This window comes from Streptomyces sp. NBC_01233 (genome assembly GCF_035989305.1).
In the GTDB taxonomy this organism is placed as follows: Bacteria; Actinomycetota; Actinomycetes; order Streptomycetales; family Streptomycetaceae; genus Streptomyces.
This window is the reverse complement of record NZ_CP108514.1, coordinates 4,287,593-4,312,500: the sequence shown is the minus strand read 5'-3', so window position 1 is coordinate 4,312,500 and position 24,908 is coordinate 4,287,593. Positions and strand designations below refer to the sequence as shown.

18 protein-coding genes and 5 rRNA genes (1 of these 23 cut by a window edge) are annotated in these 24,908 nt (G+C 66.5%); 13 read left to right on the top strand and 10 right to left on the bottom strand.

Features of this window, described 5'->3' with window-relative positions; all coding sequences use genetic code 11:
- The 4 genes from OG332_RS20265 to OG332_RS20250 all read left to right on the top strand — a co-directional run.
- Positions 1 to 2,146, top strand: a 23S ribosomal RNA gene (locus tag OG332_RS20265); it begins 977 nt to the left of the window's first position.
- A gap of 76 nt (positions 2,147 to 2,222) precedes the next feature.
- Positions 2,223 to 2,339, top strand: a 5S ribosomal RNA gene (rrf, locus tag OG332_RS20260).
- 117 nt (positions 2,340 to 2,456) lie between these two features.
- Positions 2,457 to 2,813, top strand: a complete 357-nt coding sequence (locus OG332_RS20255) for a hypothetical protein (protein ID WP_327414809.1) — start codon at positions 2,457 to 2,459, stop codon at positions 2,811 to 2,813.
- The gene (locus OG332_RS20250; protein ID WP_327414808.1) at positions 2,810 to 3,100 is read left to right on the top strand and encodes a hypothetical protein; all 291 of its coding nucleotides are present in this window, start codon (positions 2,810 to 2,812) and stop codon (positions 3,098 to 3,100) included. Before OG332_RS20255 ends, OG332_RS20250 begins: the two co-directional genes overlap by 4 nt.
- Before the next feature lie 457 nt (positions 3,101 to 3,557).
- On the opposite strand, the gene OG332_RS20245 is transcribed toward OG332_RS20250, so the two are convergent.
- Positions 3,558 to 3,914: a VOC family protein gene (locus tag OG332_RS20245; protein WP_442816360.1), complete on the bottom strand. Its 357-nt coding sequence runs from the start codon at positions 3,912 to 3,914 to the stop codon at positions 3,558 to 3,560.
- Between the two features lie 263 nt (positions 3,915 to 4,177).
- On the opposite strand from OG332_RS20245, the gene OG332_RS20240 reads away from it, so the two are divergent.
- The 4 genes from OG332_RS20240 to rrf (OG332_RS20225) all read left to right on the top strand — a co-directional run bounded on the left by OG332_RS20240 (position 4,178) and on the right by rrf (OG332_RS20225) (position 11,000).
- Positions 4,178 to 5,266 carry an FAD-dependent oxidoreductase gene (locus OG332_RS20240; RefSeq protein ID WP_327414807.1) on the top strand — a complete coding sequence of 363 codons (1,089 nt, stop codon included), beginning with the start codon at positions 4,178 to 4,180 and terminating at the stop codon, positions 5,264 to 5,266.
- 606 nt (positions 5,267 to 5,872) lie between these two features.
- Positions 5,873 to 7,397: ribosomal RNA gene (locus tag OG332_RS20235) — 16S ribosomal RNA — on the top strand.
- A 287-nt stretch (positions 7,398 to 7,684) separates the two neighbouring features.
- A 23S ribosomal RNA gene (locus tag OG332_RS20230) occupies positions 7,685 to 10,807 on the top strand.
- Between the two features lie 76 nt (positions 10,808 to 10,883).
- A 5S ribosomal RNA gene (rrf, locus tag OG332_RS20225) occupies positions 10,884 to 11,000 on the top strand.
- The 16S, 23S and 5S rRNA genes sit together here, the layout of an rRNA operon.
- A gap of 58 nt (positions 11,001 to 11,058) precedes the next feature.
- Here the strand turns inward: rrf (OG332_RS20225) and OG332_RS20220 are convergent.
- Positions 11,059 to 11,439, bottom strand: a complete 381-nt coding sequence (locus tag OG332_RS20220) for a DUF3626 domain-containing protein (RefSeq protein ID WP_327414806.1) — start codon at positions 11,437 to 11,439, stop codon at positions 11,059 to 11,061.
- A 49-nt stretch (positions 11,440 to 11,488) separates the two neighbouring features.
- Between OG332_RS20220 and OG332_RS20215 the strand changes: the two genes are divergently transcribed.
- Positions 11,489 to 12,040: a GNAT family N-acetyltransferase gene (locus tag OG332_RS20215; RefSeq protein ID WP_327419312.1), complete on the top strand. Its 552-nt coding sequence runs from the start codon at positions 11,489 to 11,491 to the stop codon at positions 12,038 to 12,040.
- On the opposite strand, the gene OG332_RS20210 is transcribed toward OG332_RS20215, so the two are convergent.
- The 6 genes from OG332_RS20210 to OG332_RS20185 form a co-directional block, all read right to left on the bottom strand.
- Positions 12,037 to 13,545, bottom strand: a complete 1,509-nt coding sequence (locus OG332_RS20210) for a type VI secretion protein (protein ID WP_327414805.1) — start codon at positions 13,543 to 13,545, stop codon at positions 12,037 to 12,039. The genes OG332_RS20215 and OG332_RS20210 overlap by 4 nt on opposite strands.
- 2 nt (positions 13,546 to 13,547) lie before the next feature.
- Positions 13,548 to 14,969, bottom strand: coding sequence for an ATP-binding protein (locus tag OG332_RS20205; RefSeq protein WP_319732619.1), 1,422 nt, complete (start codon positions 14,967 to 14,969; stop codon positions 13,548 to 13,550).
- Between the two features lie 19 nt (positions 14,970 to 14,988).
- Positions 14,989 to 16,551 (bottom strand): SCO6880 family protein, encoded by a 1,563-nt coding sequence (locus OG332_RS20200; protein ID WP_327414804.1) that lies wholly within the window; start codon positions 16,549 to 16,551, stop codon positions 14,989 to 14,991.
- Positions 16,548 to 17,861, bottom strand: a complete 1,314-nt coding sequence (locus OG332_RS20195) for a hypothetical protein (protein ID WP_442816184.1) — start codon at positions 17,859 to 17,861, stop codon at positions 16,548 to 16,550. Before OG332_RS20195 ends, OG332_RS20200 begins: the two co-directional genes overlap by 4 nt.
- Positions 17,851 to 18,678, bottom strand: a complete 828-nt coding sequence (locus OG332_RS20190) for a hypothetical protein (RefSeq protein ID WP_327414803.1) — start codon at positions 18,676 to 18,678, stop codon at positions 17,851 to 17,853. The genes OG332_RS20195 and OG332_RS20190 overlap by 11 nt, the downstream gene beginning before the upstream one ends.
- Positions 18,679 to 18,777: 99 nt before the next feature.
- The gene (locus tag OG332_RS20185; protein ID WP_008742356.1) at positions 18,778 to 19,086 is read right to left on the bottom strand and encodes a hypothetical protein; all 309 of its coding nucleotides are present in this window, start codon (positions 19,084 to 19,086) and stop codon (positions 18,778 to 18,780) included.
- 376 nt (positions 19,087 to 19,462) lie between these two features.
- Between OG332_RS20185 and OG332_RS20180 the strand changes: the two genes are divergently transcribed.
- A complete protein-coding gene (locus tag OG332_RS20180) occupies positions 19,463 to 19,831 on the top strand; it encodes a YunG family protein (protein ID WP_327414801.1) in 369 nt (122 codons plus the stop codon).
- A gap of 228 nt (positions 19,832 to 20,059) precedes the next feature.
- On the opposite strand, the gene OG332_RS20175 is transcribed toward OG332_RS20180, so the two are convergent.
- Positions 20,060 to 20,869, bottom strand: coding sequence for a pentapeptide repeat-containing protein (locus tag OG332_RS20175; RefSeq protein ID WP_327414800.1), 810 nt, complete (start codon positions 20,867 to 20,869; stop codon positions 20,060 to 20,062).
- A 10-nt stretch (positions 20,870 to 20,879) separates the two neighbouring features.
- The gene (locus OG332_RS47850; protein WP_442816359.1) at positions 20,880 to 21,101 is read right to left on the bottom strand and encodes a GNAT family N-acetyltransferase; all 222 of its coding nucleotides are present in this window, start codon (positions 21,099 to 21,101) and stop codon (positions 20,880 to 20,882) included.
- Between the two features lie 346 nt (positions 21,102 to 21,447).
- Here OG332_RS47850 and OG332_RS20170 point away from each other — a divergent pair, with 346 nt between their 5' ends.
- From OG332_RS20170 to OG332_RS20160, 3 genes are all read left to right on the top strand, one after another.
- Positions 21,448 to 22,056, top strand: a complete 609-nt coding sequence (locus tag OG332_RS20170) for a LysE family translocator (protein WP_327414799.1) — start codon at positions 21,448 to 21,450, stop codon at positions 22,054 to 22,056.
- Between the two features lie 84 nt (positions 22,057 to 22,140).
- On the top strand, positions 22,141 to 22,932 hold the full coding sequence (locus OG332_RS20165; RefSeq protein ID WP_327414798.1) for a thioesterase family protein: 792 nt from the start codon (positions 22,141 to 22,143) through the stop codon (positions 22,930 to 22,932).
- A gap of 138 nt (positions 22,933 to 23,070) precedes the next feature.
- A complete protein-coding gene (locus tag OG332_RS20160; protein ID WP_327414797.1) occupies positions 23,071 to 24,870 on the top strand; it encodes a serine/threonine-protein kinase in 1,800 nt (599 codons plus the stop codon).
- Positions 24,871 to 24,908: the final 38 nt, after the last annotated feature.

Here is a 24,908-nt window from a genome sequence, read left to right as displayed (position 1 = left end):
AGGCGATGGGCCCTACCGGGTTACTGACCTTAGCCAAACTCCGAATGCCGGTAAGTGAGAGCACGGCAGTGAGACTGTGGGGGATAAGCTCCATGGTCGAGAGGGAAACAGCCCAGAGCATCGACTAAGGCCCCTAAGCGTACGCTAAGTGGGAAAGGATGTGGAGTCGCAGAGACAACCAGGAGGTTGGCTTAGAAGCAGCCACCCTTGAAAGAGTGCGTAATAGCTCACTGGTCAAGTGATTCCGCGCCGACAATGTAGCGGGGCTCAAGCGTACCGCCGAAGTCGTGTCATTGCAGCAATAGGGCCAACGCCCGCTGTGATGGGTAGGGGAGCGTCGTGTGCCGGGTGAAGCAGCAGCGGAAGCTAGTTGTGGACGGTTCACGAGTGAGAATGCAGGCATGAGTAGCGATACACACGTGAGAAACGTGTGCGCCGATTGACTAAGGGTTCCTGGGTCAAGCTGATCTGCCCAGGGTAAGTCGGGACCTAAGGCGAGGCCGACAGGCGTAGTCGATGGACAACCGGTTGATATTCCGGTACCCGCTTTGAAACGCCCAATATCGAATCAGGCGATGCTAAGTCCGTGAAGCCGTTCCGGACCCTTCGGGGAAAGGAAAGTGGTGGAGCCGACGAACCAGACTTGTAGTAGGTAAGCGATGGGGTGACGCAGGAAGGTAGTCCAGCCCGGGCGGTGGTAGTCCCGGGGTAAGGGTGTAGGCCGAGGGGTAGGCAAATCCGTCCCTCATTAAGGCTGAGACCTGATGCCGAGCCGATTGTGGTGAAGTGGATGATCCTATGCTGTCGAGAAAAGCCTCTAGCGAGTTTCATGGCGGCCCGTACCCTAAACCGACTCAGGTGGTCAGGTAGAGAATACCGAGGCGTTCGGGTGAACTATGGTTAAGGAACTCGGCAAAATGCCCCCGTAACTTCGGGAGAAGGGGGGCCATCACTGGTGATCGGATTTACTCCGTGAGCTGGGGGTGGCCGCAGAGACCAGCGAGAAGCGACTGTTTACTAAAAACACAGGTCCGTGCGAAGCCGTAAGGCGATGTATACGGACTGACGCCTGCCCGGTGCTGGAACGTTAAGGGGACCGGTTAGTGCGCTTTCGGGCGTGCGAAGCTGAGAACTTAAGCGCCAGTAAACGGCGGTGGTAACTATAACCATCCTAAGGTAGCGAAATTCCTTGTCGGGTAAGTTCCGACCTGCACGAATGGCGTAACGACTTCTCGACTGTCTCAACCATAGGCCCGGTGAAATTGCACTACGAGTAAAGATGCTCGTTTCGCGCAGCAGGACGGAAAGACCCCGGGACCTTTACTACAGTTTGATATTGGTGTTCGGTTCGGCTTGTGTAGGATAGGTGGGAGACTGTGAAGCGGCCACGCCAGTGGTTGTGGAGTCATCGTTGAAATACCACTCTGGTCGTGCTGGATGTCTAACCTCGGTCCGTGATCCGGATCAGGGACAGTGTCTGATGGGTAGTTTAACTGGGGCGGTTGCCTCCCAAAGGGTAACGGAGGCGCCCAAAGGTTCCCTCAGCCTGGTTGGCAATCAGGTGTTGAGTGTAAGTGCACAAGGGAGCTTGACTGTGAGACCGACGGGTCGAGCAGGGACGAAAGTCGGGACTAGTGATCCGGCGGTGGCTTGTGGAAGCGCCGTCGCTCAACGGATAAAAGGTACCCCGGGGATAACAGGCTGATCTTCCCCAAGAGTCCATATCGACGGGATGGTTTGGCACCTCGATGTCGGCTCGTCGCATCCTGGGGCTGGAGTCGGTCCCAAGGGTTGGGCTGTTCGCCCATTAAAGCGGTACGCGAGCTGGGTTTAGAACGTCGTGAGACAGTTCGGTCCCTATCCGCTGTGCGCGTAGGAATATTGAGAAGGGCTGTCCCTAGTACGAGAGGACCGGGACGGACGAACCTCTGGTGTGCCAGTTGTCCTGCCAAGGGCATGGCTGGTTGGCTACGTTCGGGAGGGATAACCGCTGAAAGCATCTAAGCGGGAAGCCTGCTTCAAGATGAGTATTCCCACCTCCTTGAGAGGGTAAGGCTCCCAGTAGACGACTGGGTTGATAGGCCAGATGTGGAAGCCCGGTAACGGGTGAAGCTGACTGGTACTAATAGGCCGAGGGCTTGTCCTCAGTTGCTCGCGTCCACTGTGTTAGTTCTGAAATAACGAACAGCTGTGTTCATGCCAGCGTTCAAATTTCATAGTGTTTCGGTGGTCATAGCGTTAGGGAAACGCCCGGTTACATTCCGAACCCGGAAGCTAAGCCTTTCAGCGCCGATGGTACTGCAGGGGGGACCCTGTGGGAGAGTAGGACGCCGCCGAACAATCATTGCGGGAAGCCCCGCACCAAACCCTCGGGTTCGGTGCGGGGCTTTTCTGCGTTCACCGGCAGTGTCACGGGCTCGGCTGGGTATCCTGGCCGCGTTCCTCTGGAGGGCGCGATGACTGCACAGCAGCTGGAAGACGGCGGGCCGCTCATTCCCCAGCCGGCCATGACACGGGAGGCCCTCCGGGACGCCGTACGCCGCATCGACATGGCCAGCCTGGCCGCGCTCGACAAGGAGTGCAACGAGGCCTTCGACCGTGCGGCCGAGACCGGTGCCATCAACCCGCTGCGGTTCTTCCTGATCAAGTGGGCCACGCACGTGGCGATCCACCGCTGGCCGGCGCGCTCGGCGGCGCTGCACGAGGCGGAGCGGGTGGCCGGGGATCCGCACTCGACCGAGGAACAGTTCCGGGCCGCCATGGAGACGAGCAGCCGCATCCTCGCCGAGGCGCAGCGCGAGATCGGTCAGTGACCGCGCGGGGCGAAGGCGTGGAGAACGACAGCGGTTGGGCGTGGGAGTGCGACCCCGGTCGGCTGTGGGTCCTCGGAGACATGCCCGCGGAGGACCAGGAGCTGGTCACCGCCGTCATGGACGGCCTGGTCGACCTGGCGTCGATGGCGATCGACCCCAAGGACGGCAGCCTCTACGAGGACCCGAACCCGATGCGGCTGCGTACGTACGAGGACGAGCACCTCATGGTCTGGTACCAGACCATCCCGCACCGCAGCCGGGTCTACCTCAAGCGCGTGAACCTCTGAGCTCCTGGCAGGCTGCTGCCCATGGCAGTCGACCTCATCGGGACGCGGACGCCACTCGCCGAGGTCTGCAACGGCACGCCGGAACCCTGGGGCCTGCGCGTGGTCGAGCTCGAGCCGACGCCTTGCTGAGGCCGGTGACGCCACTGAACCTGCTGGTCGAGCAACACGTTGCCCCGGTGATGAGGGCCGCCGGCTTCAAGAGGTCCGAGCCCCCATTGCCTTCGGTCCCGCGGTGCTGTCCGGCAAGGTGATCCCACCGCCCCACGCAGCACACACTCCGGACGCCGGGATGCCGTCCCGCGCGCTGGGCCCTGGACGCTCCGAACGAGGAGATCGAATCTCTGCTGGCGGACGTGCAGTCGGCCGGCCCTGGCGACGACTTCATCACCTGGACGCGCCAGCGACTGAGTACGCGAAACGGCAGGGCTCTCGAGGCATGACGGGCTCGTGCCCCCGATCAGCCTCTGACGAGGCAGAAGGGGTGCCCAGCAGGATCGGTGAGGACCCGCCACCTGTCCTCACGGGGCTGATGAGCTGGCTTGCCCGCCCCCAGCTCCAGCAGACGGGCCTCGGCCTCGTCCAGGTCCTCGACGTCGAAGCACAGGTGCATCTGCTGGGGAACTGTTTGGTCAGGCCAGCTCGGAGCCCGGTGGTCGTCGACTCGCTGGAAGCCGATCAGGAGTCCGTTCTCACGGTTGAGGCCGGCGAAGTCCGCGTCCGACTTCGGGTGGGGTTCGACGCCGGTGGCCTGCTGATAGAACGCCGCCAGAGCCAGCGGATCAGGGCAGTCGAGCGTTATCGCGCTCCGCTTCATCTCCATGATCAGTGCGCCTCCAGGCCGATCGTCGACTGCCGTGATCCACACCCTGGGGGCGGCCGCTCCGAATCGGCCTCCAGCCCACCACGGTGGCCGGCCGACTGGTGTTCTGACCCGGGGTGATCGCGTGGCTGAGCCGCGGTGTCGGTCAGCTGTCGGAGGTTGTCGGTCCCATGTCGGGGGCTCGTCGGCGGGCCTGGAACCTTTCCAGAGACGGCCGGCCGGACTCCACCGGGCGGTCCGATCCCGAAGGAGCCACCATGTACACGCCCGTCACGATCATCGGCGCAGGACTCGGCGGACTCACGCTGGCACGCGTCCTGCACGTCCACGGAATCCCGGCCACGGTCTACGAGGCCGAGCCCTCCCCGTCGGCACGCACGCAGGGCGGCATGCTCGACATCCACGACTACAACGGGCAGCTCGCCCTCCAGGCGGCCGGCCTGATGGACGAGTTCCACGCCATCGTCCTGGAGGGCCGTCAAGCGATGCGGGTCCTCGACCCGGACGGGACCGTCCTGCTCGACAAGGCCGACGACGGCACGGGCGGACGCCCCGAGGTGCAGCGCGGCGCGTTACGACGGATCCTGCTCGACTCGCTCCCGGCCGGCACCGTCCGGTGGGGGCACAAGGTCGGCAGCGCCCGCGCCCTCGGCGAGGGCCGCCACGAAGTGACGTTCGGCGGCGGCACGGTCGTCACCGGCCTGCTGGTCGGCGCGGACGGCGCCTGGTCACGGGTCCGGCCGACGCTCTCCACCGCCACACCCGAGTACGCCGGCACGTCGTACGTCGAGACGTACCTGTTCGACGCCGACACCCGCCACCCGGCCGCCGCGAAGGCGGTCGGCGGCGGGATGCTGATCGCGCCCGCGCCGGGCAGGGAGATCTTCGCTCACCGGGAAAGCGGGGACACCCTGCACACCTACGTGGCGCTGGCCAGGCCGCAGGAGTGGTTCGCCGCCATCGACTTCGCCGATGCCGCCGCGGCCACCGCGCGGATCGCGCAGGAATTCGACGGCTGGGCGCCGGAACTCACCGCGCTGATCACCGACGGCGACACCGGGCCGGTCCTGCGTCCCCAGTACGCCCTGCCCGCCGATCACCGGTGGGACCGGGTCCCGGGGGTGACCCTGATCGGCGACGTCGCCCACCTCGCGCCCCCGAACGGCGAAGGCGCCAACCTCGCCATGCTCGACGGTGCCGAACTCGGGCAGGCCCTCGCCGCCCACCCCGACGACCCCGAGACCGCGCTCACCGCGTACGAGCAGGCCATGTTCCCCCGCAGCAGCGAGGTCGCCACTTTCGACGGCACAGCAGTCATCGACATGATCACCGAGAAGCACCGATAGCCGCCGGCTGAGGTCACGACGTCGCCGGGCACCGGACGGTGCCCGGCTGGCCGTACTCGGGCGTGCGCTCGCCGGCCACGGGCGGTTTTGACACCTCCCCGGCCGAGTTGTAGAGTCGAGAAGTTGCCTGGAGCGGAACACGCTCGGCAGCAGCCCCCACAAGGAATCACTTTCGAGTGGGGACACTCGACTCTTCATTCGGGAATCGAAGCCGGGAAATCCGGTGGAGAACTTCTGATAGAGTCGGAATCGCCGGAAAGGGAAAGCGCGAAAGCGCGGGAACTGGAAAGCACCGAGGAAGTCGGGCCCGAGAGAGTCTGATAGAGTCGGAAACGCAAGAACACAGAACGAAAAGCCCGGAGGAAAGCCCGAGAGGGTGAGTACAAAGGAAGCGTCCGTTCCTTGAGAACTCAACAGCGTGCCAAAAATCAACGCCAGAAGTTGATACCCCGTCCACTTCGGTGGATGAGGTTCCTTTGAAAAAGACCTGTCGGGCCTTCGGGTGCTGGCAGGCAATTACACAGCGAGGACGTTGTGGCGCGTCGGTCTTATTCCGACATGATGTGCCCGCTCTAAGTGATGTGTGCACCCGATTACGGGTAAACATTCATGGAGAGTTTGATCCTGGCTCAGGACGAACGCTGGCGGCGTGCTTAACACATGCAAGTCGAACGATGAAGCCCTTCGGGGTGGATTAGTGGCGAACGGGTGAGTAACACGTGGGCAATCTGCCCTTCACTCTGGGACAAGCCCTGGAAACGGGGTCTAATACCGGATACCACTCCTGCCTGCATGGGCGGGGGTTGAAAGCTCCGGCGGTGAAGGATGAGCCCGCGGCCTATCAGCTTGTTGGTGGGGTAATGGCCCACCAAGGCGACGACGGGTAGCCGGCCTGAGAGGGCGACCGGCCACACTGGGACTGAGACACGGCCCAGACTCCTACGGGAGGCAGCAGTGGGGAATATTGCACAATGGGCGAAAGCCTGATGCAGCGACGCCGCGTGAGGGATGACGGCCTTCGGGTTGTAAACCTCTTTCAGCAGGGAAGAAGCGAAAGTGACGGTACCTGCAGAAGAAGCGCCGGCTAACTACGTGCCAGCAGCCGCGGTAATACGTAGGGCGCAAGCGTTGTCCGGAATTATTGGGCGTAAAGAGCTCGTAGGCGGCTTGTCACGTCGGATGTGAAAGCCCGAGGCTTAACCTCGGGTCTGCATTCGATACGGGCTAGCTAGAGTGTGGTAGGGGAGATCGGAATTCCTGGTGTAGCGGTGAAATGCGCAGATATCAGGAGGAACACCGGTGGCGAAGGCGGATCTCTGGGCCATTACTGACGCTGAGGAGCGAAAGCGTGGGGAGCGAACAGGATTAGATACCCTGGTAGTCCACGCCGTAAACGTTGGGAACTAGGTGTTGGCGACATTCCACGTCGTCGGTGCCGCAGCTAACGCATTAAGTTCCCCGCCTGGGGAGTACGGCCGCAAGGCTAAAACTCAAAGGAATTGACGGGGGCCCGCACAAGCAGCGGAGCATGTGGCTTAATTCGACGCAACGCGAAGAACCTTACCAAGGCTTGACATATACCGGAAAGCATTAGAGATAGTGCCCCCCTTGTGGTCGGTATACAGGTGGTGCATGGCTGTCGTCAGCTCGTGTCGTGAGATGTTGGGTTAAGTCCCGCAACGAGCGCAACCCTTGTCCTGTGTTGCCAGCATGCCCTTCGGGGTGATGGGGACTCACAGGAGACCGCCGGGGTCAACTCGGAGGAAGGTGGGGACGACGTCAAGTCATCATGCCCCTTATGTCTTGGGCTGCACACGTGCTACAATGGCCGGTACAATGAGCTGCGATACCGTAAGGTGGAGCGAATCTCAAAAAGCCGGTCTCAGTTCGGATTGGGGTCTGCAACTCGACCCCATGAAGTCGGAGTTGCTAGTAATCGCAGATCAGCATTGCTGCGGTGAATACGTTCCCGGGCCTTGTACACACCGCCCGTCACGTCACGAAAGTCGGTAACACCCGAAGCCGGTGGCCCAACCCGTAAGGGAGGGAGCTGTCGAAGGTGGGACTGGCGATTGGGACGAAGTCGTAACAAGGTAGCCGTACCGGAAGGTGCGGCTGGATCACCTCCTTTCTAAGGAGCACAGTACCGATTGCAGACAAATGTTCTGCACGGTCAGCTCATGGGTGGAACGTTGATTAGTTGGCACGGTTTCCGAAACCTTCTGTAAGTACTGCCCTTGGGCGTGGAACACAGGAATGGTGGAGGGGATCGTGCTTGGCACGTTGTTGGGTCCTGAAGGTACGGCCGTGAGGTCATGTCTTCAGTGCCGGCCCCAGTGAACTTGTTCTCCTTGAGGGAGCAGGGTGATGGGTGGCTGGTCGTTGTTTGAGAACTACACAGTGGACGCGAGCATCTGTGGCCAAGTTTTTAAGGGCGCACGGTGGATGCCTTGGCACCAGGAACCGATGAAGGACGTGAGAGGCCGCGATAGGCCCCGGGGAGCTGCCAACTGAGCTTTGATCCGGGGGTGTCCGAATGGGGAAACCCGGCAGTCGTCATGGGCTGTCACCCATGCCTGAACACATAGGGCATGTGGAGGGAACGAGGGGAAGTGAAACATCTCAGTACCCTCAGGAAGAGAAAACAACCGTGATTCCGGGAGTAGTGGCGAGCGAAACCGGATGAGGCCAAACCGTATGCGTGTGATACCCGGCAGGGGTTGCGCATGCGGGGTTGTGGGAATGAGCTTGATCGGTCTGCCGGCCGGTTGGCGAGTCAGAAACCGTTGATGTAGTCGAAGGACATGCGAAAGGTCCGGCGTAGAGGGTAAGACCCCCGTAGACGAAACATCAGCGGCTTGCTTGCTCATCTCCCAAGTAGCACGGGGCCCGAGAAATCCCGTGTGAATCTGGCGGGACCACCCGCTAAGCCTAAATATTCCCTGGTGACCGATAGCGGATAGTACCGTGAGGGAATGGTGAAAAGTACCGCGGGAGCGGAGTGAAATAGTACCTGAAACCGTGTGCCTACAAGCCGTGGGAGCGTCGCCGTTGTTCTTCGGAACAACGGTCGTGACTGCGTGCCTTTTGAAGAATGAGCCTGCGAGTTAGCGGTGTGTAGCGAGGTTAACCCGTGTGGGGAAGCCGTAGCGAAAGCGAGTCCGAATAGGGCGATTGAGTTGCACGCTCTAGACCCGAAGCGGAGTGATCTAGCCATGGGCAGGTTGAAGCGGAGGTAAGACTTCGTGGAGGACCGAACCCACCAGGGTTGAAAACCTGGGGGATGACCTGTGGTTAGGGGTGAAAGGCCAATCAAACTCCGTGATAGCTGGTTCTCCCCGAAATGCATTTAGGTGCAGCGTCGTGTGTTTCTTGCCGGAGGTAGAGCACTGGATAGGCGATGGGCCCTACCGGGTTACTGACCTTAGCCAAACTCCGAATGCCGGTAAGTGAGAGCACGGCAGTGAGACTGTGGGGGATAAGCTCCATGGTCGAGAGGGAAACAGCCCAGAGCATCGACTAAGGCCCCTAAGCGTACGCTAAGTGGGAAAGGATGTGGAGTCGCAGAGACAACCAGGAGGTTGGCTTAGAAGCAGCCACCCTTGAAAGAGTGCGTAATAGCTCACTGGTCAAGTGATTCCGCGCCGACAATGTAGCGGGTCTCAAGCGTACCGCCGAAGTCGTGTCATTGCAGCAATAGGGCCAACGCCCGCTGTGATGGGTAGGGGAGCGTCGTGTGCCGGGTGAAGCAGCAGCGGAAGCTAGTTGTGGACGGTTCACGAGTGAGAATGCAGGCATGAGTAGCGATACACACGTGAGAAACGTGTGCGCCGATTGACTAAGGGTTCCTGGGTCAAGCTGATCTGCCCAGGGTAAGTCGGGACCTAAGGCGAGGCCGACAGGCGTAGTCGATGGACAACCGGTTGATATTCCGGTACCCGCTTTGAAACGCCCAATATCGAATCAGGCGATGCTAAGTCCGTGAAGCCGTTCCGGACCCTTCGGGGAAAGGAAAGTGGTGGAGCCGACGAACCAGACTTGTAGTAGGTAAGCGATGGGGTGACGCAGGAAGGTAGTCCAGCCCGGGCGGTGGTAGTCCCGGGGTAAGGGTGTAGGCCGAGGGGTAGGCAAATCCGTCCCTCATTAAGGCTGAGACCTGATGCCGAGCCGATTGTGGTGAAGTGGATGATCCTATGCTGTCGAGAAAAGCCTCTAGCGAGTTTCATGGCGGCCCGTACCCTAAACCGACTCAGGTGGTCAGGTAGAGAATACCGAGGCGTTCGGGTGAACTATGGTTAAGGAACTCGGCAAAATGCCCCCGTAACTTCGGGAGAAGGGGGGCCATCACTGGTGATCGGATTTACTCCGTGAGCTGGGGGTGGCCGCAGAGACCAGCGAGAAGCGACTGTTTACTAAAAACACAGGTCCGTGCGAAGCCGTAAGGCGATGTATACGGACTGACGCCTGCCCGGTGCTGGAACGTTAAGGGGACCGGTTAGTGCGCTTTCGGGCGTGCGAAGCTGAGAACTTAAGCGCCAGTAAACGGCGGTGGTAACTATAACCATCCTAAGGTAGCGAAATTCCTTGTCGGGTAAGTTCCGACCTGCACGAATGGCGTAACGACTTCTCGACTGTCTCAACCATAGGCCCGGTGAAATTGCACTACGAGTAAAGATGCTCGTTTCGCGCAGCAGGACGGAAAGACCCCGGGACCTTTACTACAGTTTGATATTGGTGTTCGGTTCGGCTTGTGTAGGATAGGTGGGAGACTGTGAAGCGGCCACGCCAGTGGTTGTGGAGTCATCGTTGAAATACCACTCTGGTCGTGCTGGATGTCTAACCTCGGTCCGTGATCCGGATCAGGGACAGTGTCTGATGGGTAGTTTAACTGGGGCGGTTGCCTCCCAAAGGGTAACGGAGGCGCCCAAAGGTTCCCTCAGCCTGGTTGGCAATCAGGTGTTGAGTGTAAGTGCACAAGGGAGCTTGACTGTGAGACCGACGGGTCGAGCAGGGACGAAAGTCGGGACTAGTGATCCGGCGGTGGCTTGTGGAAGCGCCGTCGCTCAACGGATAAAAGGTACCCCGGGGATAACAGGCTGATCTTCCCCAAGAGTCCATATCGACGGGATGGTTTGGCACCTCGATGTCGGCTCGTCGCATCCTGGGGCTGGAGTCGGTCCCAAGGGTTGGGCTGTTCGCCCATTAAAGCGGTACGCGAGCTGGGTTTAGAACGTCGTGAGACAGTTCGGTCCCTATCCGCTGTGCGCGTAGGAATATTGAGAAGGGCTGTCCCTAGTACGAGAGGACCGGGACGGACGAACCTCTGGTGTGCCAGTTGTCCTGCCAAGGGCATGGCTGGTTGGCTACGTTCGGGAGGGATAACCGCTGAAAGCATCTAAGCGGGAAGCCTGCTTCAAGATGAGTATTCCCACCTCCTTGAGAGGGTAAGGCTCCCAGTAGACGACTGGGTTGATAGGCCAGATGTGGAAGCCCGGTAACGGGTGAAGCTGACTGGTACTAATAGGCCGAGGGCTTGTCCTCAGTTGCTCGCGTCCACTGTGTTAGTTCTGAAATAACGAACAGCTGTGTTCATGCCAGCGTTCAAATTTCATAGTGTTTCGGTGGTCATAGCGTTAGGGAAACGCCCGGTTACATTCCGAACCCGGAAGCTAAGCCTTTCAGCGCCGATGGTACTGCAGGGGGGACCCTGTGGGAGAGTAGGACGCCGCCGAACAATCATTGTGGGAAGCCCCGCACCAAACCCTCGGGTTCGGTGCGGGGCTTTTCTGCGTTCACCGACTATGTGAGTTCTGGTTGTTTCCGAAGCGGGCCAGGTGGTGCCAGACCCGCTTCAGCGCCTGCTCGTCGTATCGGCCCGTGCGGGCTGCCTCGCCGAGGACGCGGGGGGTGAGCCGGTCCGCGACGGCGATTTCGGTGCCCAGGTCGACGTACTCCTGGCCGCGGTATTCGGGGTGGGCGGTGAGACCGCCGTTGCTGGTGCCCGTGACGAACTGGGAGCGGTACACACCGTCCTCGGCCAGGGCGGTGAGGATCGGGCGGTCGCCGGACCAGCGGTCGGGGTGGAAGTTCAGGGTCACCGCGAGGGCCGGGTCCACGGGTGGGCCGTTGGAGAGCGCGGTGACGTGCCGGAGGGCTTTGACGTGCGGATTCATGGATGCAGTTTGCATGTTCTGGTGGTTAGGATCACCCACCATGAGTGAGATCCAGCACGTGATACGTCCGGTGCGCGACGACGAGTGGGAGAAGGTCAAAGAGCTGCGGATCGCCTCGCTTCACGATGCTGCAGCGCCCATTGCCTTCCTCGACACCGCCGAGCTCGCCGAGGCCCGGCCCGACAGCTTCTGGCAGGAGCGGACCGCCGGTGCCGCTTCCGGGCGGGCCGTGCGGCAGTTCGTGGCCGTCGGGCCCGACGGGGTGTGGAACGGGTCCGTGACCGTGCTGGTCGAGGAGCTCGGCACCACCGACTTCCTCGACCGGAAGATCGAGGTGACCCAGGGGCACATCGTCGGCGTCTTCGTCCGTGAGGGCCTGCGGGGTACGGGGCTGGCCGAGAAGCTGTTCCGGGCCGGGCTGGAGTGGGCCTGGTCGTTGGAGGGGCCCGCGCTGGAGCGCGTACGGCTCTACGTGCACGAGCGCAACGGGCGGGCGCAGGCTTTTTACCGGCGCATCGGGTTCCAGGACAGCGGTGTGCGCGTGCCGCTGGAGAGCGACCCGTCCGCCATGGAGCTGGAGTTCGTGGTCCCGAGGCCTTAGGGCAGGTCCGCGTCGGGCCAGCGGGAGCGGGCCTGTTCGCGGCTGCGGCACAGGACGAGGAGGGGGAGGGGCTCCTGGGCCAGGAGTTCCGGGAGTTGTGGGATCGGGGCCACGGCGGCCACGTCGTCCAGGACCAGGGACAGTGGTGGGTCGAGCCGACCGTGGGATGACCGTGCGGCCATGCGGCGGCCGTGCTCGACCACGTGAGAGGCGAGTGCGGTCAGCAGGGGCATCGCACCCGGGTGGGTGCGGGGATCCTCCAGAGGTTCACCCACCATGTAGAGGGTGCCCCCTTCGGTCACGAACGATGCAAGGGTGAGTGCATCCGTTCGGTTCGGGTTGCAGGCCTCGCGGATGTGGATCGAAGTCAGGCAGGAGAGGGCCCGGGCCGTCAGGTTCTGGGCCAGTTCCCGGCGTTCGGGATGGGCGGTGAGGGCGCTCTCCAGCTCGCCGGCCGCGCCGGGGGCGGCCTGGGGATGGGTGCGCAGGATGCGGACCGGGTCCTGGGCGCTGTTGCCCTGGGTCCAGCGGTGGAGCTGCTTGAACGGGCGGTCGTCGAGCGCGACGGCCTGGAGCCAGCTGCGCAGGAGCGTTTCCGCCGTGTCGGCGACCGCGGCATCCATACGGGCCTGCGGGCGTACGGGGGCCAGCAGGGCGATCGCGCGGGCTGCGGCGGTGTCGCGGTCGGCGCAGCCCTCGGCGGGATTCCAGTGCATGCGGGCCGGGGTGTCGCACAGGTGCGAGGGGTCGTAGAGGAGGACCGGGCCGAGTTTGGCGCGGGCGTCCTTGGTCTCGGCCCAGAGGGTGGGCGAGGAGGTGACGACGAGCGCCGCTCCCTCCGCCTCGCCGATCGCGTGTGCGGCCGCGTGGAAGCGCTCGTTCGGGCCCCCGTACGCGATGCCGCTCCGTGGGGCCGCCGTGGCCGTCGGGGACGGGGCCGGTGTCGCCGGTGGGGCGTAGCCGTGGCCGTAGCGGTAGGCCTCGTCCGCCGGGGCCTTGCGGTCCGGAGCCGGGGCGGGTTCCGGGGTGGGTGCGGCTGCGACTGCGGCGGTTGCCGCGGGCTGGGCCGGGACGTGGGGTCGGGCGGGTTCCGGGTGCGGGGTCTCCTGCGGTACGGGGTCCAGGGCCGCCTGTCTGGACAGGGCACGGCGGGATTTGGTGCGGGCGATCACGCCGATGGCGAAGACGGTGAGCACGAACATCACCAGGAGCTGGCTGACGAAGAGGCCCCAGAACAGGCCCCAGCCCGAGAGGGCCGCCGGGTCGGTGTCCGGCCAGGCGGCGGCGATGTCGTGCGGCTCCGTTATCAGGGCGCGCACGGCCTCCGGGGTCCGATGGAACGTGACCGTGTCGGGCCAGGCGCCCTTGGCGAACACGGCGGCCAGGCCGGTGGCCGTCCAGACGAGGACGGCCAGGCCGAGGAGGAAGGCCAGGAGGCCGACCAGCAGGCCGTCCGGGATGCCGCCGCCGCGTGCGGGGGACTCCGTACGTCGTGCGTCGTGCATGGTCAGGCCACCGTGGTCGCGGAACCCGGGCCGCCGTTGCCGCGGCTGCGTTCGATGGACAGGGCGCGTTCCTCCGCTTCGAGTTCGGCGGCCAGCATGTCTTCGGAGAGGAGGGTGGGGGCGGAGGATTCGGTCATGGCGCGGTCCGTGAAGACGAGGGGGCGTTCGGCTTCGGTGATCAGGTGTTTGACCACCTGGACGTTGCCGTTGACGTCCCAGACGGCGATGCCGGGGGTGAGGGTGGGGATGATCTCGACCGCCCAGCGGGGGAGGCCGAGGACCCGGCCGGTGGCGCGGGCCTCGTCCGCCTTCTGGGCGTAGATGGTTCTGGTCGAGGCCATCTTGAGGATGGCCGCGGCCTCGCGGGCGGCCGCGCCGTCGACGACGTCGGAGAGGTGGTGGACGACGGCGACGAAGGACAGGCCGAGGCGGCGGCCGAACTTCAGCAGGCGCTGGAACAGCTGGGCCACGAACGGGCTGTTGATGATGTGCCAGGCCTCTTCGACGAGGAAGATGCGCTTCTTGCGGTCGGGCCGGATCCAGGTGTGCTCCAGCCAGACGCCGACGATCGCCATGAGGATCGGCATCGCGATGGAGTTGCGGTCGATGTGGGAGAGGTCGAAGACGATCAGCGGGGCGTCGAGGTCGATGCCGACGGTGGTGGGGCCGTCGAACATGCCGCGCAGGTCGCCGTCGACGAGGCGGTCGATGACCAGGGCCACGTCGAGGCCCCAGGCCCGGACATCGTCTATGTCGACGTTCATGGCGAGCGCGGATTCGGCTTCGGGGTGGCGCAGTTGCTCGACGATGTCGGTGAGGACGGGCTGGCGGTCGCGGATGGTGTCGACGACGTAGGCGTGGGCGACCTTGAGGGCGAAGCCGGCGCGCTCGTCGAGGCCGTGGCCCATGGCCACCTCGATGATGGTCCGGAGCAGCGCGAGCTGCCCGGTCGTCGTGATGGCCGGGTCGAGGGGGTTGAGGCGGATGCCGTCGTCGTTGGCGGCGATCGGATCCAGGCGGATGGGGGTTATTCCCAGCTGCTGGGCGATCAGGTTCCACTCGCCGACGCCGTCCTCGCCCTGGGCGTCGAGGACGACGACCTGGCGGTCCTTGAAGCGGAGCTGGCGCAGGACGTACGTCTTCTCCAGGGCGGACTTGCCGTTGCCGGATTCGCCGAGGACCAGCCAGTGGGGGGCCGGGAGCTGCTGCCCGTAGAGCTGGAAGGGGTCGTAGATGTAGCCCTTGCCGCTGTAGACCTCGCGGCCGATGATGACGCCGGAGTCGCCGAGTCCGGGGGCGGCGGTGGGCAGGTAGACGGCTTGCGCCTGCCCGGTGGAAGTGCGTACGGGCAGGCGCGTGGTCTCGACTTTGCCGAAGAGGAAGCTGGTGAAGGCGTCCGTCAGGGCGGACATGGGATCTCGCATGGGCGGCATTTCCCTCCAGCTAGCGTCGGATGCCGGTGGCGAACGGCAAGGTGTTGACGAAGGCGCGGTGGTGCTCGCGGTCGCACCATTCCAGCTTCAGGTAGGACTTGCCGGCGGAGGCGCGGATCGTCCGCTTGTCGCGGGCGAGTGCTTCGGGCGAACGCGAGGACACCGTGATGTACCCGACCAGGTTGACTCCGGCCGCACCGCTCGCGAGATCTTCACCTCTTTGGTCGAGCCGGCCGTGCGCGGCGATGTCGCGGGGGTCGACGGTGCGGTTCATCTTGGCGGCGCGGGAGGCGTCGGCCTCGTCGTTGGTCTTCTCGGTGAGCATCCGCTCGATGGCCACCTCGGTGGGCTCCAGGTCCATGGTGACGGCGACGGTGCGGATGACGTCGGGGGTGTGGACGAGGAGGGGCGCGAGGAAGTTGACGCCCACGGGCGTCATCGGCCACTCCTTGACCCAGGCGGTGGCGTGGCACCAGGGCGCGCGGGTGGAGGACTCGCGGGTCTTGGCCTGGAGGAAGGTGGGCTCGACGGCGTCGAGTTCGGCCGGCCAGGCGTTGCGCTTGGTCATGGCCTGGATGTGGTCGATGGGGTGGTCCGGGTCGTACATGGAGTGCACGAGGGAGGAGAGGCGGCCCTGGCCCAGCGGCTGGCGGACGCGGATGTCGGCTTCGGCGAGGCGGGCGCAGATGTCGGTGAGCTCGCGGGCCATGACGATGGCGAGGCCGGCGTCGCGGTCGAGCTTGCGGCCCTTGTGGGGGGTGGCGGCGCGGGCGATGGTGTGGGCTTCGGCGGCGAGTTCGCGCGTGTAGTGCATGCAGGCGACGAGGTACGCGCGGTGCTGCTCGGAGGAGGTGGACACCATCGACTGGAGCTGGTCGTAGGACTCGCGCAGCCAGCCGGGGGCCTGGGTGTCGCCGCGCTGGGCCACGTCCTTGGCGTGCGCGTCGGGGTCGGCGGGCAGGGTGCGGGCGAGCATCTGGAGGCGGGTGACGAAGCCGTCGCCGTTGGCCACGTGCTTGAGGAGGGTGCCGAAGCGGTCGACGAGGGCCTCCTGGTCCTCGCTGTCGCGCAGGCCTACGCCGGGGCCCTCGATCTCGATGGCGGCGGTGACGGTGCGGCGGTCCGCGTGGAGGAGGACGGCGATCTCGTCGGGGCCGAAGGGCGCGGCGAGCCAGCTGATCCGGCCGATGCCGGGGGGCGGGCCGACCTCGACCTCGCGGCCGTCGACGGCGCGGACGCCGGCTTCCATGGCGCCGGAGCGGTAGGTGGTGCCGCGGCGCAGGGTGCGCTTGTAGCTGCGGCTGATCTCGAACCAGCGGTAGAACGTGCGGCCCTTGTACGGGACGTACACGGCGGCGAGGGCGACCATGGGGAAGCCGGCGAGGCTGACGATGCGCAGGGTGAGGTCGGGGACGAGCAGTCCGCTCATCATGCCGAAGAACGCCCCGGCGATGATCAGGGCGATCTCGCCGGTCTCGCGGTTCTTGCCGACGATCGCGTTCGGCCGGGCCCGGCCGATGAGATACGTGCGGCGGGGCGCGACCGGGTGCAGCTGGTGGGACTGGGTCGTCAACGCCCGTCACCTCCTGTGTTCCTCGTGCTCGAACTCGTGCGGGGTGCGGGTGCGGCGGAGGGGACAGATCCGCCGCCGGCTCCGCCGCCGGAGGTGGGGCGGCTGCTGTGGGCGGCCACGCCTCCGGAGAGGGGGTTGGCGGGGCGGGGCGCGTTGTTGCCGCCTCCGCCGTCGCCTCCGCGGTGGGCGCCGCGGCTGCTGTGCGTCTTGATGCCCTGCGAGACGAGGGAGGCCGGGGAGCTGATGACGGCTGCGGCCTGGGCGCCGTCGGTGGCCTTGCTGCGGTTGGAGCGGGCGGAGGCGATCTCGTCGCCGAAGCCGGGGACGAAGCGGTAGATCATCGCGGAGGCGAAGATCGCCAGGAGGATGATGGCGAGCCCGGTGACGACGGCGGAGAAGGCGTTCGGGCCCTTTTCGCCGGTCAGGGCTCCGGCGAGGCCGAGGACGATGACGATGACCGGCTTCACGAGGATGACGGCGATCATGATGCCGGCCCAGCGGCGGACGTGGCCCCAGAGGTTGCGGTCGACGAGGCCGGAGTAGACGACGACGCCGAGGAGGGCGCCGACGTAGAGGAGGGCGGCCCGGATGAAGAGCTCCAGGTAGAGCACGCCGGCGGCGAGGACGGTGACGAGCGAGACGACGATCAGCATGATCGGGCCGCCGCCGATGTCGTCGCCCTTCTTGAGGGCTTCGGAGAACGAGCCGAAGAAGACGTCGGTCTGGCCGCCGGTGGCGGAGGCGATGACCTCGGTGACGCCGTCGGTGGCGGAAACGACGGTGTAGAGGACGAGAGGGGTGAAGGCGGAGGCGAGGACCGTGAGCCAGAGGAAGCCGATGGCTTCGGACATGGCGGTGGTGAGGGGGACGCCGCGGACGGCTCGCTTGGCGACGGCGAAGAGCCAGAGGACGAGGGTCAGGATGGTGGAGGCGGCGAAGACGACGGAGTACTGCTTGAGGAAGGCGGCGTTGGTGAAGTCGACTTCGGCCGAGCCGTTGACCGCTTCGCTGAGCTTGGTGACGATCCAGGAGGCGGCGTCTGCGCAGCCTCGGGCGAGGGAGGCCAAGGGGTTGAGGGCGTCGGCCGGGTCGCTGGGCGCTAGGCCTGTGCGGGGGGCTCCGCCTTCGCCGCGCTCGCAGTACTGTTTGGCCGGGCCGATGAGGAGGTCGCAGGGGTTGTTGCTGGCCTGCGGCGTCGGCGTCGGCGTCGGAGTAGGCGCGGGTGCGGCGTAGGCGCGGGACGTCAGCGCTGTGACGGCCATGTGGACGGTGGCTACGACACCCAGTCGGAGCCGGAGGCTAGCGGGCATAGGTGAACCCTCCGAACTCCTTGGTCGCCTTGCTGATGTCGTCGGACGTCGATGCGGCGTTGTCACCGGGAACCGGAGCGGGCCCGTCCTGCTGGGTGTCCGCGAGGACCTTCCAGTCGTTGCCGACCCAGGCCAACTCGAATACCCAGGTCTTCCACGTGCTCTGGACAGGGTCGGTGGACTTGGGACCCGACATCCCGATCAGGCCCATGTACCAGACCGAGACCTTCGCAGTGGCGGGGGTGTAGCTGTCGACCCGGGTGCCGACCGGGACGGTACGCGTTACGAAGGTGCTGTCCTGCGGGGCGTTGCCGTTCGCGTCGAGCCCTAGTTTGGCGAGGAAGGCGGCGGAGTACGCCTCGTCCTGCGGACCCTTCAAGCGGCTCGCCGCATCCGGTGTGTAGATACCGTCCACGATGGCATGCCGAGAGATCTTCTTGAACATGCCGTCAGAACCCATAATCACCGCGTAGTTGGCGGCGGCTGACTGGGCGCCCTGTTCGTCGTGGGCGAAGCCTCTGGGGATGCCCGAGGCCTTGCCGGTGACCGGGGTCGTGCCCGTGGCCGTCGTGGAGGAGGCGGCCGGGTTGTTGTCCGCCGGCTTGTCCTCGGGGGTGTCGGGGGCCTGGTTCGCGAACGCGATGGCGGCGATCAGGAGGACCACCACGCCGACCACCGTGACCAGGCTGCGGGCGGTGCGGGGGCTGCGGCGGGTGGGGCCGTACGGGTCGGCGGGGGAGTCCGGGAGGCGGGTGCGGGTCTGGCCCGTGCCGCCGACCTCGCCGTGGCCGCCGCCGTACTGGTCGTCGTTGCTCATTCCGTGTCGGCCCCCTCCGCGTCGTACGACGGTAGCGCTGGTTCCCGCGCAGGCGCGGTGTGGTGAGTCCTCATCAGGTACGGCTGCGGTGTGGCCCGGCTAGACGGCCATTCCGTAGACGATGGTGAAGAGGGTGCCCAGGGAGCCGATGATGAAGACGCCCGTGAGGCCGGCCACGATCAGGCCCTTGCCCTGTTCCGCGCTGAACGTGTCGCGCAGGGCGGTCGCGCCGATGCGCTGTTTGGCCGCGCCCCAGATGGCGATGCCCAGGCACAGGAGGATCGCCACGGCCATGACCACCTCGATCATGACCTTCGCTTCGTTGCCGAGACTGCCGAACGGCCCCCAGTTCGGGGCGATTCCGCCGATGATGGTGGTGATGTCGCCCTTTTCGGCTGCCAGGATCATGTAACTCACCGCCCCTGTATGGGTAGTTCCGGAAGCCCACTGCCCGACGGCAGGGGTTACGCACTATCTTCGCTGATGAAACCGCCGCCGTCGTCGACTTGACGGCTCTCTTTACCCGATCTCGCGGACCGCGCCCGGCCTCCGCGCTCTGACCTGGGCAGGGGCGGTGTGCATGCGCAAGAACATGCGGTCACTCTGTGTATCACGAGAGGTGACGCCGGGCAATGATTGTCGTCTCGGCGTACGGGTGGGGCGCTCGGCGGCCGATCGGAGCAGTGGGGTCGCGTGTCGTTGGGCCGACTCGACGACATTTGTCCGATGTTTCGTCCACCTGTCGTCGGCGGCGCTGTCAGTGGGGTGCGGGAGGCTGGGGGGCATGACGACTCCATGGACTCTTGCGGATCTCGAGGCGGCCATCCGGGCGGGTTGGCCGGCGGAGACCTGCGAGCCGGCCGACATCAGCAAGGTGCCGTGGACCCCCGAGAATCCGGCCTGGGGGCACTGCGACATCACGGCGCTGGTCGTGCAGGACCTCGTGGGCGGGGATCTCGTCGTGGGGGAGGTGTTCCACGAGGGCCGGCAGGAGGGCTGCCACTGGTGGAACCTGCTGCCCGGGGGCGTACGGGTCGACTTGACGCGGGAACAGTTCCGTCGGGGTGAGGCGGTCACGCCGGGGCGGGTCGTGCAGCGGCCGGGCGGGCGGCTGGGGCGGCGCTGGGAGGAGTACCAGCTGTTGCGGCTCTGACGTTGGGGGCGGCGGCGGGTGGGGGTGCCCGTGCGGCGCCGTTGCCGGGGGTGCTGCCCCCGGGCCCCCGTGCCTCCAGCGCCGGCGGGGCTGGATGGTGTGTCGGGGCTGGGTGGGTGCCCGCGGGGCTCAAAGATCGGGGCTCCGCCCCGGACCCCGCGCCTCAAACGCCGGCGGGGCTGGATTTGGCGGGGCTGGATGTGCGGTGGTGGGGGTTTGGGGTGGGGTTCAGGTCCAGTGGGTGGGGCGGGTGAGGGTGGGGGGGAGTTGGGTGGTGGGGTCGCCTTGGGCGGCGTTCAGTTGGGGTTGGGTGAGGAAGACGGCGCCGCGGAGGTCCGCGCCGCGGAGGTTGGTGTCGCGGAGGTCGGCGCCGATCAGGTCGGCCGTGCGGAGGTCGGCGCGGCGGAGGTCGGCGGCGATCAGGCAGGCGCCGCGGAGGTTCGCGCCGCGCAGGTTGGCTCCGGCGAGGCGGGCTCCCATCAGGTCGGCGCCGCGGTGGTTCTTCTTGCGGCCCGGAACCTTGGCCCGTACGAGCTCGCTGGTTTCGAGCAGGAGGGTGTTGACCTCCTGGCGCAGGGGCGTGACGTCCAGGGTCGTGAGGGCCTGGGCGTCGGCGCGGGTCCACTGTTCGGTCTGCGCGAGCATGCGGCGCAGTTCCTCGTGGAGCGGGGCGGCGTCCGGGAGGGTCAGCGCCTCGGCGACGTAGAAGAGCAGCTCGTGCAGCTGCCGCATCACGGGGAAGACCTCGAACATCTCGCCCCGGGTGTCCGGGTGCCCGCGCCAGTCGCGGCCGCCGAAGGTGACCTGGGAGACCTGCTGGCCCGCCCCGAAGCAGTCGAAGACCGTGCACCCCTGGAAGCCCGTGTCGCGCAGCCGCGTGTGGATTCCGCAGCGGAAGTCCTGCTGGAGGTTCTTGCAGGGGGTTCCGGCGGGCTTGTTCACGGCGAAGTCGTGGGACTTGGCGAAGGGCAGGGCCACGCAGCACAGCGCGAAGCAGTTCGCGCAGTCGGCTTCCAGGAGGGGGAGAGGGTTCGACACGTTTCCATTGTTACCGGGTGGGGGCGGTGAGGCGCATTTGGTGGGCGGTCCAGAGGGCGCCGTCGACCTTCTCCACGTCCTCGAGGATCTGCTCGGTGCGGAAGCCGAGGCTCTCGTAGATGCGGATCGCCGCCGTGTTGTGGGCCCAGACGCCGAGGCTGATCTCCGGCAGGCCCAGCTCGCCGAAGCAGAGGTCGACGACCTGGGAGACGAGGGCCCGGCCGAGGCCCAGGGCGCGCTGCTCGGGGGCGATCAGTACGCGGCCGAGGCGGGTGCCGGCGACGTAGACGTGCCCGACGCGGTGGTTGCCGGGGGCTCACGGCGGTCCAGGTGTGCCGGCCGGGCTCGGCGGCGTAGGCGGCGAGCTGGGCGTCGTCCAGGGGCCAGGTGAAGGAGGGGCCGGCCCAGGTCATCAGCTCGGCGGGGGTCTTCACCCACGCGCGCAGCAGGGGGCCGTCCTCGGCGGGGCGGTAGGGCGCGAGGGAGAGGGGGAGGGGGAGGGGGTGCGTGGTCATTCTTCAAGTCTGCGGGAGGTGAACGGGGTTGATCCTGCGAGGGGTGGGCGTGAGCATCGGCCTATGACCGAAGTGATCGCAGTCGCCGTTATTACCCTTCTCGCCGTGATCAGTCCCGGCGCCGATTTCGCCATGGTGGTCCGCAACAGCTACCTCTACGGGCGGCCCACCGGGCTGTTCGCCGCCGCCGGGGTCGCGGCCGGCGTCCTGGTCCACGTCTCGTACACCATGCTCGGGGTCGGTCTGCTGATCGCCTCCTCCACCGCGCTGTTCACCGCGATCAAGCTGGCGGGTGCGGCGTATCTGGTGTGGATCGGGATACGGACCTTCCGGGCGCGGGCCGAGGTGTCCGTGGACCTGGAGTCGAAGCCGCAGCTGAGCCCGCTGGGGGCGATGCGGTCGGGGTTCCTGACCAATGTGCTCAATCCGAAGACGACGCTGTTCGTGGTGTCGACCTTCACGCAGGTGGTGAACCCGGGCACCCCGGTGTGGCAGCAGGCGGGCTACGGGCTGTTCATGTCGGCGGCGCACCTGGGCTGGTTCGGGGCGGTGGCGCTGTTCTTCTCCGACTCGCGGCTGCGCGACCGGATGCTGAAGGCGCAGAAGACGCTGAACCGGGCCATCGGGTCGGTGCTGGTGGGGCTGGGGGTGGGCCTGGGGTTCGCCCGCTGAGGCCCGCTGACGCCCCCGGTGACGCCGGCCGACGCCGCCTGACGACCGTTGTGGAGTCGGTTACCTGTCGGTAGCGTGCAGGGTATGGGCGCTGCCGAGGGGTTCTTCGCACGACTTGATGCCGGGCGGTTCACCGCCACCGAGTACACGCGCGGGCCGTGGGACCCGGGCTCGCAGCACGCGGGGCCGCCGGCCGCGCTGCTCGGGCGGGCCGTCGAGGAGCGGCCGGGTGCGCGCGCGGACATGCGGATCGCCCGGATCACGTACGAGATCCTGCGCCCGGTGCCGATCGGCGCGCTGGAGATCACCACCAGCGTGCTCCGGGCCGGGCGCAGCACCGAGGTGGTCGAGGCCGCGCTCGCCCCGGCGGGCGCCGCGCCCGTGATGCTGGCGCGGGCCCTGCGGATCCGGGTCGCCGAGGAGGCCGTGCCGGCCGTGGTGCCGGGGCCGCAGCTGCCGCCGCCCGGGGAGGTGGACGTGACGCCGTTCTTCCCGGTGCCGTGGGAGACGGGCTACCACTCGGCCATGGAGACCCGGTTCACCGAGGGTGCGTTCGTCGAGCTGGGTCCGGGCACCTGCTGGATGCGGATGAAGGTGCCGCTCGTCGCCGGGGAGGAGACCAGGCCGCTGGACCGGGTGCTGATCGCCGCCGACTCGGGCAACGGCATCAGCTCGGTGATGGACTTCGGGCGCTACGTCTTCATCAATGGTGACCTGACGGTCCATCTCCACCGCCACCCGGTGGGCGAATGGGCCTGTGTGGAGGCCCGTACGAGTGTGGACGCGGCCGGGATCGGCCTCGCGGACGCGCTGCTGCACGACGAGAAGGGGCCCATCGGGCGCAGCGCGCAGAGCCTTTTCGTCGCACCCCGGTAGCGGCCGCCCGGACACCGCTCCGGACACCGCTCCTGACACCGGCCCGGACAACCGGCCCCGGACACCGGCCCGGACAACCGCTCAGGCAGGCCAACCCCCTTGTCGGGGGCGGGGCGTGCATGTGGCAGGCTCGTGCGAATGGAGGCCCTGAGAGACACGGATCCCGCGCACATCGGGGCGCAGGCACTGCTGGCCCGGCTCGGCGCCGGTGGCATGGGGCAGGTGTACCTCGGGCGGTCGCCGGGCGGCCGGCTGGTCGCCATCAAGGTGATCAAGGAAGAGATCACCGGGCATCCGGAGGCCCTCGCGCGGTTCCGCCGGGAGGCCGAGACGGTCCGCGCGGTGCGCTCCGCGTACACCGCGAACCTGATCGACGCGTCGCTGGCGGCGCCGCCCTACTGGCTCGCCACCGAGTACGTGGCCGGGCCCACCCTGAGCCATGCGGTGCGCGCGTACGGAGCCCTGCCGGCCGCCGCGTGCCGCAGGCTGTTCGCCGCGCTGGCGGAGGGCCTGGCGAGCGTGCACGCGTACGGGGTCACGCACCGGGACCTCAAGCCGCAGAACGTCATCCTGGGCGTGCAGGGGCCCCAGCTCATCGACTTCGGCATCGCCAAGGGCGTGGCCGAGACGGCTCTGACGCAGGCCGGCACCGCCCCGGGCACCCCCGGCTACACGGCTCCCGAGGTGCTGCTGCGGGGCGAGGTGGCGGACGCCGCGGACGTCTTCGCGCTGGGTGCCACGATCGCCTACGCGGCGACGGGCCGGGCGCCGTACGGGACGGGCGAGCCGACCGCCGTCAACTTCCGCGCGGTGCACGGCGAGATCGACGTCGAGGGCGTGGAGCCGGACCTGGCCGCGCTCGTCAAGGCCTGCGTGGCGGCGGAGCCGGCGGCCCGGCCCGCCCTCGCCGAGATCATCGGGCGCTGCGCGGTGGACTCGGCCCTGGTCGACGACCCGGTGTACGCGGCGCTGACGGCGACCGCGGGCGGGGCCGCGCAGGTGCCGGGGCTGCCGTCGACGATCGGTCCGGGGCTGCCGGCCGGCTCGGGCTACGTGCCGACGTACGTCCCCGCCGGCCAGAACCAGGGCCAGAACCAGGGCCAGAACCAGGGCCAGAACCAGGGCCAGAACCAGAACCAGGGCCAGAACCAGGGCGCCGGCCGTCGGCGTCCGCCGCGCTGGGCGCTGGCGGCCGTCGGCGGTCTGGTGGCGGGCGGCCTCGTCACGGGCGGGTACCTGTTCCTGCAGGAGAAGGACGGCACGGGTGCCGAGGGAGGTTCGCGGGCCGGCGGTCCGCCGAGCGGCCCGAGCACGCCCGGCGGACCGGCCGGGCCGTCCGGTTCCGGCCGGCCGGCTTCGAGCCCCGCCCCCTCTTCCCCGGGCGGCGGCAGCGGATCGGGGGCCGTGCCCGACCACATCGAGCCGAACAAGGTGTCGAGGGACCTGTGGACCAGTGCCGGTCCGGGCGGCGGGGGCTGCAGCCTGCCCGCGGAGGAGCGGGCGGAGTTCCTGGTGGGTTCCGTCGTCGACGCCGACACCCCGGAGGCGAAGACGGTCACGGGCAAGGTGAAGATCCGTGTGTACCTGAAGCCGTACAACACGGAGCAGGGCCCCTACGCCGTCTCCGTCGGGGTCAAGGCTCCGCACGAGATCGACGAGAGCACCCAGCGCCCGTACGAGTTCGTCCGCGACTACAACCACGGCATCGGCTACACCAGCAAGCCCGTCGATCTCAAGGACCAGGCCACCGGCGGCGAGGTGGAGCTCACGTACCCGGACGACTTCGCCACGCAGCTCGTGGACAACGAGGGGACCACGAAGAGGTTTCCGGCCATCCCGCTCGCGAACGATCCCGGTGACTGGACCGTGCTGGTCTACCGGGTCCGGGGCGTCAAGGAGTACAGCAGCGTCTATTGCACCGGCTTTCCGGTGAAATAGTTACGGGTCTGGCTGACTAATCCACTGTCAGGGGACAT

What these genes read in the sequence shown, in the direction of transcription:
- OG332_RS20255 (WP_327414809.1), top strand. Translation starts at nt 2,457, where the DNA reads ATGACTGCACAGCAGCTGGAAGACGGCGGGCCGCTCATTCCCCAGCCG.
- OG332_RS20245 (WP_442816360.1), bottom strand. Translation starts at nt 3,914, where the DNA reads ATGAAGCGGAGCGCGATAACGCTCGACTGCCCTGATCCGCTGGCTCTG.
- OG332_RS20240 (WP_327414807.1), top strand. Translation starts at nt 4,178, where the DNA reads ATGTACACGCCCGTCACGATCATCGGCGCAGGACTCGGCGGACTCACG.
- OG332_RS20220 (WP_327414806.1), bottom strand. Translation starts at nt 11,439, where the DNA reads ATGAATCCGCACGTCAAAGCCCTCCGGCACGTCACCGCGCTCTCCAAC.
- OG332_RS20210 (WP_327414805.1), bottom strand. Translation starts at nt 13,545, where the DNA reads ATGCACGACGCACGACGTACGGAGTCCCCCGCACGCGGCGGCGGCATC.
- OG332_RS20205 (WP_319732619.1), bottom strand. Translation starts at nt 14,969, where the DNA reads ATGCGAGATCCCATGTCCGCCCTGACGGACGCCTTCACCAGCTTCCTC.
- OG332_RS20195 (WP_442816184.1), bottom strand. Translation starts at nt 17,861, where the DNA reads ATGCCCGCTAGCCTCCGGCTCCGACTGGGTGTCGTAGCCACCGTCCAC.
- OG332_RS20190 (WP_327414803.1), bottom strand. Translation starts at nt 18,678, where the DNA reads ATGAGCAACGACGACCAGTACGGCGGCGGCCACGGCGAGGTCGGCGGC.
- OG332_RS20185 (WP_008742356.1), bottom strand. Translation starts at nt 19,086, where the DNA reads ATGATCCTGGCAGCCGAAAAGGGCGACATCACCACCATCATCGGCGGA.
- OG332_RS20180 (WP_327414801.1), top strand. Translation starts at nt 19,463, where the DNA reads ATGACGACTCCATGGACTCTTGCGGATCTCGAGGCGGCCATCCGGGCG.
- OG332_RS20170 (WP_327414799.1), top strand. Translation starts at nt 21,448, where the DNA reads ATGACCGAAGTGATCGCAGTCGCCGTTATTACCCTTCTCGCCGTGATC.
- OG332_RS20165 (WP_327414798.1), top strand. Translation starts at nt 22,141, where the DNA reads ATGGGCGCTGCCGAGGGGTTCTTCGCACGACTTGATGCCGGGCGGTTC.
- OG332_RS20160 (WP_327414797.1), top strand. Translation starts at nt 23,071, where the DNA reads ATGGAGGCCCTGAGAGACACGGATCCCGCGCACATCGGGGCGCAGGCA.